The sequence below is a fragment of the Komagataeibacter diospyri genome (genome assembly GCF_006538165.1).
Classification (GTDB): domain Bacteria; phylum Pseudomonadota; class Alphaproteobacteria; order Acetobacterales; family Acetobacteraceae; genus Komagataeibacter; species Komagataeibacter diospyri.
Genome location: NZ_BDLU01000063.1, coordinates 257,123 through 269,047, shown reverse-complemented (window position 1 = coordinate 269,047; position 11,925 = coordinate 257,123). Strand labels below are relative to the sequence as shown.

Sequence of the window (11,925 nt, the reverse complement as noted above, 5' to 3'; positions counted from 1 at the left end):
TCCGTCAGTATGAAGCGATCCATATGGTCTTTGAAACACATCATGGCCCTTTAGAAAACTCAATTCCCAACAGCCCCTGGAACGCACTTTTATATATGCGTAAGGCTGAGCGCATACAGGATGGCCGCCAGCGCCGACAGCGTAATCGCCACGGCGCGGATACGCCCCTTGTGCCGACGCGCCGCCTCCTGCGCTTCCATCTGCGGGGTAACCTGCACCGTCGTTGCCTGATCCATCTGCCCGAACTCCCGTATGGCTAGAAACTGCCCGATCAGTGGGCGATAAAGGCATGGTCGGCCAGCAGGCCAAGGAACAGGAAGAACAGATACGCCAGCGAATAGCGGAACGAGCGGCGTGCCGGTCCATCACCCGTCAGGCTGACACCACTTGTGTCCTGCCGGTCACGCAGCACCCCGATGGCGCAGCAGATGAACCCTGCCCCCAGCACGCTGGCCACGACCGTGTACAGCCAGCCCGCCAGATGCATGAAGGACGGCACCAGCGACACGGCGGTCAGGATGATCGTGTACCACAGAATCTGCCACCGCGTATGCCGCGCTCCACGCACCACCGGCAGCATGGGAATGCCAGCCCGGCCGTAATCCTTGCACGCATAAAGCGACAGCGACCAGAAATGTGGCGGCGTCCACAGAAAGATGATGCCAAACATCACCACCGGCATGACCGCCATCGACCCGGTAGCGGCTGCCCACCCGATCATGGGCGGAAACGCACCTGCGGCCCCGCCGATCACGATGTTCTGCGGCGTCGAACGCTTCAGCCACATGGTGTAGATGACGGCATAGAAGAAAATGGAAAACGCAAGGATACCCGCAGCCAGGGCATTGGTGGCAAGCCACATCAGGATAACAGACGCCACCGACAGGCCGATGCCATAACCCAGCGCCGCATCGGGACTGACACGCCCGTTGGGAATGGGACGGGTCACGGTGCGCTTCATCACCGCGTCGATATCGCGGTCATACCACATGTTGATCGCACCGGCAGCCCCTGACGCCATGCATATGCACAGGATGCTGACAGCCGCCACCAGCGGATTAATCGGTCCTGGCGCCATGTACAGGCCTGCCGCGCCGGTGAACACCACCAGTGAGATGACACGCGGCTTGAGCAGCACCAGCCAGTCGCGGGCTTCCGTGCCAACGCGCGCGGCATCATAGGTAATGGCGGCGGTTTCAGCCGCGTCGGGCGTTGTGATGGCGCCACTCATGCTCATGCATCTCCACGCGTGGGGGATGGCGCCTGCCATTCAGGGGTGCGCGCACCCGGTCCCCAGTAATTGGCGGGCAGCGACGTGCCGGGTTCCATGCCAACGCGCACCACGATCCCGGCAAACACCACGACGGACAGTCCCATCAGCACCGCGCCAATAACACCAAGCGGCCCATGGAACGCCATAAGCGACAGGATTGTTCCCCCAACCGTCAGCCCGAAATGGACGCGGCTGGCGCCCACCGGGGCAACATGGCCCATCATCTTGCCAATCCAGTAATAGAAACCGGCGAACAGCGCGAATACTGCGGCATACAGCGTTGCCGCATGCACATCCGCCATGCCGCCGGGCAGCAGCGACATGCCAGACCCCGCCAGCAGCAGCGCCACGAACCCTGCGGCCCATTCCATGGGAACCGAGGCACGGACATGCCCGGCCCGTACCGTGCGCGCCCATGCCACCAGAACAGCCAGCACCGGCAGGACGATCAGCCCAAGCTGGACAATGGCCGCCGGGGCCGCCATCTGCGCCAGACCACCATGCAGCAGGTCATGCACCCATACCGAACCACCACCGACGGACATGACGACCAGCGCACCCAGCACCACGCGCGGCATCTGCAGGGGGGCATGGGAAAATGTCTCGATAATCTGGGAAACGATTCCGATGGACGGCAGCAGCAGCAACGCGATTTCAGGCCCGGCGAAAACATGCAGCAGGCCATCGATCTGTCCGGACATGTCACCACCGGCCATTACGATGCGTGTCAGCCCGCCAGCCAGCACCGGCATGACCATGACAGCCATCATGGCCGTCAGCCCCTGCGCCCATACGAATATGGGCATGTCACGCAGGCGCTGGCCCATCGGCCCCATATTCAGGACAGTGGCGACCATGTTGATGGCCTGCAGCAGCATGCCAAGGCACCATGCCACCAGCGCCAGCAGCGAAACCTGGGCGGGCACGGCAGGGGAAAGTCCCGCAAGGACGGCCACGAAGCTGGTAGCCACAAGACCCCACCCCGCCAGCGCCATGCGCGGGAAGGCCAGGGCGCGGGCACGTAGCAGCAGTGGCACGAACCAGTTGCCGAACCCGCCGAACAGGGCTGGCAGCGCACAGAAGAACACCATCATCATGCCATGGCGGCGACCGATGCGCCCCGCGGCGCCAGCGATATCACCCCCGGCCCATGCGTCGGTCAGCGTCTGTGGCAGCAGGCCGGCCTGAAGACCGACAGCCAGCAGGCCACCGACCATTCCAGCCACAATCGCCATGACAAGGTACAGCATGCCAACCGTCCTGTAGCCACAGGATCCGCCAGCCTCCCGCACCGTATCTGCCCCGAACTGTGTGCCTGTGGGCATACGATGTACTCCCTGCTGCCATGCGCCGGTGTCTGGCATGGCCAATCGTTACCATGATTTCATCATATACCGCGCCTTATACACAAAAACGACCCTGTGGGCCGCTCCTGTGGTCGCGCAATCGTCATTTCAGCCCTGTCACAGGGACAGGGCTGGCCGTCCTCTGCGGGATTTATGCCACCATGGGACTGGCACAGCTATCCGCTTCGCGCGGCAGCGTGACCAGGGTGAACAGTCCAGCAGGCGGCACCGGCTGCAGCGTCGCACGCCGCAGGTCAGCGGGCGGCAGCAGCGATTCAATGGCAAAATCGGGATGCCACCCCAGCGAGTGCGAAGCCCGCGCCATGCCGCGTTCAACCGCCAGCCGCACACCGCCCTGCGCCAGGAAGTGATTGACGAACAGGATGTGTCCACCCGGCTTGACCACACGCTTGAGTTCCGCCAGCAGCGCACGCGGATGCGGCACGACGGACGCGACAAACATCGCCACCGCGATATCGAACGTGCCATCGGCAAACTTCGTTGCCTCGGCATCCATTTCCAGCAGGTCATCTACGTTGGACAGATGCTGCCGCCTTACGCGCAGGCGTGCGCGTTCCAGCATGTCACCGGACAGGTCGATGCCGGTAATATGCTTGTCCTTGCGGTAATACGGCAGCGCAAGACCCGTGCCCACGCCCACTTCCAGCACCCGCGAACCGGGCAGGGTGTTGACGGCTTCGACCGCGCGCTTGCGCCCGAAGGCTGAAATGCTGCCGAATACGGCATCATACACGCTGGCCCAGCGGCGGTACGCCGCCTTGACCGCAGCCGCGTCCAGCGCGGATTTGGGGGAAGGTATTTCCACGACTTTCTCGGCAGCCTCATCATGCAGAACGTCACTCATCAGGCTGCTCCCATGCCAAGGCCATGGAAGACGGCACATCCGGCCCGCTCCCGTGCTGCATCCGCCATGATCAAATCCGTCCCGTTCTGCTGCATTACACTTCCACCTGACCTGCCCACGCGCCACCCGGCCCGTGCGACCGTCCGTAATCCCTGCCCGATGCCATGCCACATGGCACGACAGCCACGACCATCGTGCCTGCCATGGACACCGTTTCCCAATTCCTACGCGTCCACGCCGCCCGTGACCAGACGGGACACGATCGCATCCCATATCAGGCCCGCGGTATTGATACCGTCAAAACGGTCGATTTCCTGCAGGCCGGTCGGTGAGGTGACATTGATTTCGGTCAACCATTCACCAATCACGTCGATTCCGACAAAAATAAGTCCCTGTTCACGCAGCATCGGGCCGATCGTGTCACAGATTTCCCGGTCCCGCGCGGTCAGTTCCGCACGCACCGGCCTGCCGCCCACATGCATGTTCGACCGCGTCTCCCCTTCCGCCGGGATCCGGTCAATCGCACCCACCGGCACGCCGTCAACCAGGATGATGCGCTTGTCGCCACGCCGCACGGCGGGTTCGTAGCGCTGGATCATCAGCGGTTCACGTGACCGGGCAAAATGCATTTCCAGCAGGGCGTTCAGGTTGGGATCGTCTTCCCGGATACGGAAAACGCCCGCCCCCCCGTTGCCAAACAGCGGTTTTACGATGATGTCGCGCCATTTTGCACGAAATTCCAGTATCGCCTTCACATCCCATGTCACCAGCGTGGGCGGCATGAGGTCGGGATAATGCGTGACCAGTATCTTTTCAGGCGCATTGCGCACGGCGGCGGGGTTGTTCACCACCAGCGCGCGATCCGGTCCGATGCCATGGATGTGTTCAAGAATATGGGTCGCGGTAATATAGGCCATGTCGAATGGCGGATCCTGACGCATCAGCACCACGTCCATATCAGCAAGGTTGATGACCTGTTCCGGCCCGAAGGCCGCATGGTCGCCTGCCCTGCGCCGCACCGTGACCGGACGGGCACGGGCGGTGACGCGGTCGGTGCGCTGGCCACCCTGTGGCGCGGTCCGTCCCTCGCTCAGGCTCAGGGCCTCGACCTGATAGACAAACAGTTCATATCCCCGGGCCTGCGCCTCCAGCATCATGGCAAAAGTGGAATCACCGTTGATGTCGATACCGCCAAGCGGGTCCATCTGGACAGCAACCTTCAGGGGGCGTGACATAGGCGGGTTTTCTCCACGCGGAACAGGGCTGGTTCATGCTGGCAGCCAGGGGGCAGGGCCAATCGGGAACAAACGTCATAATATGCCTTTGCCCCCACGGCCAGCCCCCTTCTTACGGCGTGGATGGATAGGAAATGGCGAGGACCTCGATCATTTCCTCGCCACGCGGAGTGACCAGACGGACCTCATCCCCCACACCCGCACGCATGAGCGCCCGCGCAACGGGGGAGACAAGACTGATCTGGCCAGCCGCCATATCGGCTTCATCCACGCCAAGTATGGTAACGGTCCGTTCCTCGTCACGTTCAGTGACATAGGTGACCGTCGCGCCAAAAAACACACGGTTGCGCTGCGGCTGGGCCGACGGGTCGACAATGATGGCGTTATCGATGCGCCTGGTCAGGAACCGGATGCGGCGATCAATTTCACGCAGGCGACGCTTGCCATACTGGTAATCACCATTTTCCGACCGGTCGCCATTACCTGCCGCCCAGGACACGATTTCCACGATCTTTGGCCGTTCGTCACGCAGCAGGGCGTTGAGTTCTGCGCGCATGGCAGCGATACCGCCGGGTGTAATATAACATGACAGACCGCCCTGTGCCGGCCTGCCCCCTTTCGCTGCGGGTTGCGGGCGGGTCGTCAGCATCGTGCCACCGTCATGCGAACATGCCCTTCCATCACCTGTCCGGGCGCCAGCGCGCGCACGCCGCTATCGGCGATGGTGGTGCGGTTGAAGCCGTCATTCATGTTGCTGACCGGCTCCAGCCCGATATAGGGCAGTTCCGGTGGCGTAAACAGCACGAGGTGGGAAAGTTCCGGGCTGCCTTCCACCGTCAGGGCATATCCTGCCCGTGGCCAGCGCAGGAAGGCGCTGCCCGACCACCCGGCGTAACAGTTGTCGATCGGCGCATGGCCTGCGTCGCGCATATGGGCGAATGACCAGTCCCCTTCCGCCGGGATCCGCAGCAGTGGCAGGTGATCCGGCCCGTTTGTCCACACGCTGCTTGCGACGAACCCCAGTTTCAGCCCCGAATGACGGGGAAAATAGGGATGGAAGCCAATGCCCACCGGCTGGTCGCGCGTATCGGTATTTTCCAGCAGGATCCCGATCGACAGTCCCGCTTCATGCAGGTCATAACGTAGCTGGGCGCGATAGCTGAATGGCCACTGTCCCGCATAGGCACCAGACGGGGTATGATCGAGGGCCAGGGTCGCGCTGCTGTCGGACAATAGCGCGATTCGCCACCGCCGCTGCCATCCATTGCCATGAATGGCGCAGTCTTCCCCCGCGAAGCTGGGGGCAAGGTGGTAGTCCACCCCTTCGAAATGGAAACGATCACCCGCCACCCGGTTGGAAAACGGCACCAGCGGATAACCCGCCACCGCGCGACCGTGCTGGGCCACAAGATGCGGATCACTGACGGGACGCAGGAATTCCATGCCCGCCCCGTTACGCCAGAACGCGATACTGCCCCCAACCTCGGGCAGCAGACCAAGGCTCATGCCGCCCGCACGCAGCTCCAGCGTGGGGGACATGCTCCGTTCCCGCTGTCCGGCGCAGGGCTGGGGCTGTGCGCCTGTCCTATCGTCCACGCCGCTTTCCCCTTCCCTTTGCCTGATCGGGGTCATAGCCACCGCCCCCCGGACCCAGCGGCACCGGGCCACGGTTGCGCCGGGCTATTGCCTTCGGGCTGGTGCCCGGCCGTCCCGCGCTGGATTGCGGCAGGGGCGGTGGTTCCATGCCCAGTTCCAGCGCCTCCAGCCTGCGGATTTCGTCGCGCAGACGGGCCGCGGTCTCGAATTCCAGTTCGGCCGAAGCCGCGCGCATCTTCTTTTCCAGATCGGCAATCGCCGCCTTGTAGTCCTTGCCCACCATTTCCTGCACGCTGCCATCCGCCGTGGGCATGACGGTGACGTAATCCTGCTCGAACACCGAGGATATGGCCTCCCCGATATGCTTGCGCACCGATTGGGGGGTAATGCCGTGTTCCTCGTTCCACAGGCTCTGCTTTTCGCGCCTGCGGGCGGTTTCCTCGATGGCGTAGGCAAGGCTGTCGGTCATCTTGTCGGCATATAGCAGTACCCGGCCATCCACGTTACGCGCGGCGCGGCCGATCGTCTGGATCAGCGACGTGCGTGAGCGCAGGAAGCCTTCCTTGTCCGCATCCAGAATGGCGACCAGCGAGCATTCGGGAATATCCAGCCCCTCACGCAGGAGGTTGATGCCAATCAGCACGTCAAACGCGCCAAGCCGCAGGTCGCGGATGATCTCGATGCGTTCCAGCGTATCCACATCCGAATGCAGGTAGCGCACGCGGATACCGGCTTCGTTCATGTATTCGGTCAGGTCTTCGGCCATGCGCTTGGTCAGCGTCGTGACCAGCACGCGCCCGCCATCGGCAATGGTCAGGCGGCATTCGGCCAGCAGGTCATCCACCTGGTGTTCGACGGGGCGGACAATGGTGACCGGATCGATCAGGCCCGTCGGGCGGATGACCTGTTCAGCGAACACGCCATCAGTACGGCGCATTTCCCACGGACCGGGGGTGGCGCTGACGAACACGGTCTGGGGACGGTAGGAATCCCATTCGGCAAAGGTCAGCGGACGGTTATCAAGGCAGGACGGCAGGCGAAAGCCGAATTCCGCCAGCACGGATTTACGTGCGTGATCGCCCCGTTCCATCCCGCCAATCTGCGGCACGGTCACGTGGCTTTCATCCACGATCAGCAGCGCATCCTCGGGCAGGTATTCAAACAGGGTGGGCGGCGGTTCACCCGGTGCGCGACCGGACAGGTAGCGTGAATAGTTCTCGATCCCCTTGCACACGCCTGTCGTCTCGATCATTTCAAGGTCGAAAGTCGTGCGCTGCTGCAGCCGCTCGGCTTCCAGCAGCTTGCCTTCCCCGGTAAAGCGGGCCAGCGTTTCGCGCAGTTCCTGTTTTATGCCCGTCATCGCCTGCGTCAGCGTGGGGCGCGGGGTAACGTAATGGCTGTTGGCGTAAATGCTGATGGATTCCAGGTCACCGGTCTTTTCACCCGTCAGCGGGTCGAATTCGATGATTTCATCAATCTCGTCGCCAAACAGGCTGACGCGCCAGGCGCGATCCTCGTTCTGGACGGGAAAGACATCAATCGTCTCGCCACGCACGCGAAAGGTGCCGCGCTGGAAGGCCGCGTCATTGCGGCGGTACTGCAGTTCAACCAGCCCCTTTATCAGCCTGTCGCGGTCGATTTCACCACCGACCTCCAGCTTGACCACCATGCGCGAATAGGTCTCGACCGAGCCGATACCGTAGATGCACGACACCGAAGCGACGATGATGACATCGTTGCGTTCCAGCAGCGCCTGCGTTGCGGCATGGCGCATACGGTCGATCTGTTCGTTAATCTGGCTGTCTTTTTCGATATACGTATCCGACCGGGGCACATACGCTTCGGGCTGGTAGTAATCGTAGTAGCTGACAAAATACTCGACCGCGTTATCGGGAAAGAACTGCTTCATTTCCGCATAAAGCTGGGCGGCGAGCGTCTTGTTGGGGGCAAGCACCAGCGTCGGCTTCTGCGTCGCCTCGATGATCTTGGCCATGGTGAAGGTCTTGCCCGACCCGGTCACGCCCAGCAGGACCTGATCGCGTTCGCCCCCCTCCACGCCGCTGACCAGTTCGGCAATGGCCGTGGGCTGGTCGCCTGCGGGTTCATAGGGGGAATGGACCCTGAATTTGTTGGTCTTGGGTTTTGCGGGCTGACGTTCGGGCTGGAACAGGACAGGCATGTCCGCCGGATCAATGTCAGTCGTCTTTTTCTTCTTGCTGCGCGATGCTGTTGCCATGGCTACAGACAGTGGGGACGCAACCGCCGCGACACAAGGGTGCCGTGTCGGTGTCTTGTCCCCTTTTCCTTCAGTTCCGTGACCCGAGCGGCGCAGGCACCCGGGCGGTACGCAGGGCTTCGGCCTGCCTGCGGGCCAGCGCGGCCTCGTTAAAGTCGCCAGCCAGTTCCTGAAACAGTTCGTGCCAGTTCACCTTGGCCTTCAGACGCAGGAACACGCTGCCCAGCCCCACGGCGGAACGGTCCACCAGCACGAATTCACGCGGCGGCTGCACGCCTCCGGTGCGTTTCAGGCCATTATAGACGCGTTCGGCCACGGCGCGGCCATACTGGGGGTCGTTATCTTCCTGAATGAAGCGTTCCCGGTCATCAAGCAGCGGGCCATAGATGAAGCGCGCCCATTCATTAAGCACCCGCACCGTATCACGCGACAGGTTGACGAAGCCCCATGCTTCATACGCATGCATGGCCAGATCCTCGTCATCCGTCTCGATCGCGCGGTGCAGGTCGATGATGCCCTGCACGAAGCGTGAGGGAAAAATCCGGATCGCGCCGAAATCCAGCAGGTTGATGCCGTAATCATCGCGCACGGTGAAATTGCCCATATGCGGGTCACCATGGATGACGCCATACCGGTATAGCGGCGCATACCACGCGCGGAACAGGGCGCGGGCCATGCGGTTGCGCTCCTCCTGCGTGGGATTGGTGTCCAGCACCTGCTGGATGCCACGTCCATTGACCCATTCCATGGTCAGCAGGCGCTGGGTGCATAGCGCATCCACCGGCCGGGGAATGGTGATGTCCTCGAATTCCGACAGCATCAGGTGATACAGCCGCATGTTCGCGGCTTCACGCAGATAGTCCAGTTCCTCATACAGCCGGTCCTGCAGTTCCTCCAGCACGTCATCCTGACAGATCGTGCTGTCCAGCCGGTAGAACAGGCTCACTGCCATGCGGAACTGCTTGAGGTCGGATTCGACCGTAGATTTCATGTCCGGGTACTGCAGCTTGCACGCGACCTCGCGCCCGTCAGGCAGCACCGCACGATGCACCTGCCCAAGACTTGCGGCAGCCGACGCCTCGCGGTTGAAAGAGCGGAAATTGCGCTCCCAGTTCGGCCCCAGTTCGGCGGACATGCGGCGGCGGACGAAGTTCCATCCCATGGGCGGCGCATTGGCCTGAAGCTGCGCCAGTTCCTTGGCATATTCCTCCGGCAGGGCACCGGGAATGGTGGACAGAAGCTGCGCACCCTTCATCAGCGGCCCCTTCAGCCCGCCAAGGACGCTTTTCAGATCCTCGGCATGGATGGACTGGTTGGAGCGGAAACCCATCTTGTGCCCGGCGATACGCGCGGCAATGCCACCCACAGTCCCCGATGTGCGCACCATGCGACGGAATTCACCAAACAGGCCGGTATTATCGATATTCCGTTCATCCGCCACGTCAGACACGCTCCAGTTCATCAATAAATCCGGCGATCACATCCAGCCCCTTCTGCCAGAACCCGGGATCCGCCGCATCCAGCCCGAAGGGGGCCAGCAGTTCACGATGCCGTCTGGTCCCGCCAGCCTTCAGCATGTCGAGGTACTTGTCCTGAAAACCCGGATGGCCGGACCGGAACACCCCATATAGCGCGTTTACCAGACAATCGCCAAAGGCATAGGCATACACATAGAACGGTGAATGGATGAAATGGGGGATATAGGTCCAGTACACATCGTAATCTGGCGTGAAGTTGAAGGCCGGGCCAAGGCTTTCGACCTGTGTCTGGCGCCAGATTTCCCCGATACGGGCGGGCAGCAGTTCGCCATGGCGGCGTTCTTCATGCACCAGCATCTCAAAACGGTAGAAGGCGATCTGGCGCACGACGGTGTTGAGCATGTCCTCCACCTTGGCCGCCAGCATGAGCCTGCGCCGCTGGGGATCGGTCTGGGCGTCGAGCAGCGCGCGGAAGGTCAGCATTTCACCAAACACGCTGGCGGTTTCCGCCAGTGTCAGCGGCGTGCTGGACATAAGGTAACCCTGCTTTCCCGCCAGCACCTGATGCACGCCATGGCCCAGTTCATGCGCCAGCGTCATCACGTCGCGCGTGCGCCCACGGTAATTGAGCAGCAGGTAGGGATGCACCGATGGCACGGCAGGGTGGGCAAACGCGCCTGACGCCTTGCCCGGCACGGGAGGGGCATCGATCCATGCGTGGTCGAAAAACTGCTTCGCCACCGTGCCCATGCGCGGATCGAAACCCTCATAGGCCGTCATGACCTGCTTCGTTGCCTCCGCCCACGGGATCAGCGGTTCGTCCTGCGTGGTCAGCGGCGCATTGCGGTCCCAGTATTCCAGCTTTTCCAGCCCCAGCCATTTGGCCTTGAGCGCATAATAACGATGGGACAGGCGGGGATAGGCCTCGGTCACGGCCTGAACCAGCGCATCGACAACTTCATCCTCGACCATATTGGCGCAGTTACGTGCCGAGGTCGGACGCGGGTAATGCCGCAACCCGTCCACAATGGCCTTGTCCTTGGCCAGCGTGTTCGTAATCAGTGAAAACAGCTTCACGTTACGGCCCAGTTCATCACCAATGGCGCGGGCTGCATGTTCGCGCACCGTCCGGTCCGGGCTGGACATGGTGTCCAGTGCATTGCCCAGCGTGGTATCCTCGCCGCCGACACGCACGCGCAGGCCGGCCATCGTCTCGTCAAACAGGCGGTTCCATGCAGCAGCCCCCGTGACGGATTTTTCGTGCAGGACGGCTTCGACCTCATCAGACAGCTGATAGGGACGGAACACCCGCAGGTCGCGCAGGAATGGCGCCCAGTGCGCAAGGGCCGGGTCACTCATCTGCGCACCCAGTCCGTCATCGGAAATCCGGTTGATTTCCAGTGTGAAGAACAGAAGATGCGTGGAAATGGCGGTCAGCCGTTCATTGACCGACTGCGCGAAACGGGCCACGTCGGAATCCGATGTATTGGCCGCGAACAGAAGCTGGGCATAGGACCCGGCGCGGCCCAGCACTTCGTCAATCCGCTGGTATTCGGCAATGGCCTGCGCCAGTTCGCCCCCGGTCACGGCAGCCAGCCGCCCCTGCCATGCGCGTGAAAACGCCTGCGCGTCCGCATCTGCCTGATCAAGGTCGATTGCAAGCTGCGGCGAATCCGGCCCGTCATACAGGTCTGACAGATCCCAGCGCGGCAGCCCGGCCAGTGCGGATGCGCCGCCTGCTGGCTGGCCTGCATTCCCATGCACGGGGAAAAGACCGGCGGCACCGGCCTGGGGGGCGGAAAAATACGCTTTGGACATAGATCGAGCACCAACCATCAGATCGGGCGAAGCCTGCGCACATGCGCATGCCCCGCGATTCCCATATGGTGAATCTAG

At 62.3% G+C, this 11,925-nt stretch carries 10 protein-coding genes; all 10 read right to left on the bottom strand.

Annotation, left to right across the window (positions count from 1 at the left end; genetic code table 11):
- Positions 1–89: 89 nt before the first annotated feature.
- The 10 genes from MSKU9_RS17935 to MSKU9_RS15140 all read right to left on the bottom strand — a co-directional run bounded on the left by MSKU9_RS17935 (position 90) and on the right by MSKU9_RS15140 (position 11,847).
- Positions 90–236, bottom strand: a complete 147-nt coding sequence (locus MSKU9_RS17935) for a hypothetical protein (RefSeq protein WP_154670681.1) — start codon at positions 234–236, stop codon at positions 90–92.
- Positions 237–271: 35 nt separating this feature from the next.
- A complete protein-coding gene (cyoE, locus tag MSKU9_RS15180; RefSeq protein WP_141262203.1) occupies positions 272–1,231 on the bottom strand; it encodes a heme o synthase in 960 nt (319 codons plus the stop codon).
- 2 nt (positions 1,232–1,233) lie between these two features.
- The gene (locus tag MSKU9_RS15175; protein WP_227002511.1) at positions 1,234–2,598 is read right to left on the bottom strand and encodes a cbb3-type cytochrome c oxidase subunit I; all 1,365 of its coding nucleotides are present in this window, start codon (positions 2,596–2,598) and stop codon (positions 1,234–1,236) included.
- 172 nt (positions 2,599–2,770) lie between these two features.
- A complete protein-coding gene (locus MSKU9_RS15170) occupies positions 2,771–3,484 on the bottom strand; it encodes a class I SAM-dependent methyltransferase (RefSeq protein ID WP_141262202.1) in 714 nt (237 codons plus the stop codon).
- 224 nt (positions 3,485–3,708) lie between these two features.
- Positions 3,709–4,719: a glutathione synthase gene (gene gshB / locus MSKU9_RS15165; RefSeq protein WP_141262201.1), complete on the bottom strand. Its 1,011-nt coding sequence runs from the start codon at positions 4,717–4,719 to the stop codon at positions 3,709–3,711.
- A gap of 112 nt (positions 4,720–4,831) precedes the next feature.
- Entirely contained in the window at positions 4,832–5,368 is a 537-nt protein-coding gene (gene greB, locus MSKU9_RS15160; protein ID WP_141262200.1) for a transcription elongation factor GreB, read from the bottom strand.
- Positions 5,362–6,258, bottom strand: a complete 897-nt coding sequence (locus MSKU9_RS15155; protein ID WP_141262231.1) for an aldose 1-epimerase — start codon at positions 6,256–6,258, stop codon at positions 5,362–5,364. Before MSKU9_RS15155 ends, greB begins: the two co-directional genes overlap by 7 nt.
- 46 nt (positions 6,259–6,304) lie before the next feature.
- Positions 6,305–8,551 (bottom strand): excinuclease ABC subunit UvrB, encoded by a 2,247-nt coding sequence (gene uvrB / locus MSKU9_RS15150; RefSeq protein ID WP_141262199.1) that lies wholly within the window; start codon positions 8,549–8,551, stop codon positions 6,305–6,307.
- A gap of 70 nt (positions 8,552–8,621) precedes the next feature.
- Complete coding sequence (locus MSKU9_RS15145; RefSeq protein WP_141262198.1) at positions 8,622–10,013, bottom strand: ABC1 kinase family protein; 1,392 nt, start codon at positions 10,011–10,013, stop codon at positions 8,622–8,624.
- Complete coding sequence (locus MSKU9_RS15140; protein ID WP_141262197.1) at positions 9,994–11,847, bottom strand: M3 family oligoendopeptidase; 1,854 nt, start codon at positions 11,845–11,847, stop codon at positions 9,994–9,996. The genes MSKU9_RS15145 and MSKU9_RS15140 overlap by 20 nt, the downstream gene beginning before the upstream one ends.
- Positions 11,848–11,925: the final 78 nt, after the last annotated feature.

Bases quoted from the DNA above. Each gene is read 5' to 3' on its own strand.
- gshB (WP_141262201.1), bottom strand. From the start codon at position 4,719: ATGTCACGCCCCCTGAAGGTTGCTGTCCAGATGGACCCGCTTGGCGGT.
- MSKU9_RS15175 (WP_227002511.1), bottom strand. From the start codon at position 2,598: ATGCCCACAGGCACACAGTTCGGGGCAGATACGGTGCGGGAGGCTGGC.
- MSKU9_RS15140 (WP_141262197.1), bottom strand. From the start codon at position 11,847: ATGTCCAAAGCGTATTTTTCCGCCCCCCAGGCCGGTGCCGCCGGTCTT.
- uvrB (WP_141262199.1), bottom strand. From the start codon at position 8,551: ATGGCAACAGCATCGCGCAGCAAGAAGAAAAAGACGACTGACATTGAT.
- MSKU9_RS15170 (WP_141262202.1), bottom strand. From the start codon at position 3,484: ATGAGTGACGTTCTGCATGATGAGGCTGCCGAGAAAGTCGTGGAAATA.
- greB (WP_141262200.1), bottom strand. From the start codon at position 5,368: ATGCTGACGACCCGCCCGCAACCCGCAGCGAAAGGGGGCAGGCCGGCA.
- MSKU9_RS17935 (WP_154670681.1), bottom strand. From the start codon at position 236: ATGGATCAGGCAACGACGGTGCAGGTTACCCCGCAGATGGAAGCGCAG.
- MSKU9_RS15145 (WP_141262198.1), bottom strand. From the start codon at position 10,013: ATGAACTGGAGCGTGTCTGACGTGGCGGATGAACGGAATATCGATAAT.
- MSKU9_RS15155 (WP_141262231.1), bottom strand. From the start codon at position 6,258: ATGTCCCCCACGCTGGAGCTGCGTGCGGGCGGCATGAGCCTTGGTCTG.
- cyoE (WP_141262203.1), bottom strand. From the start codon at position 1,231: ATGAGTGGCGCCATCACAACGCCCGACGCGGCTGAAACCGCCGCCATT.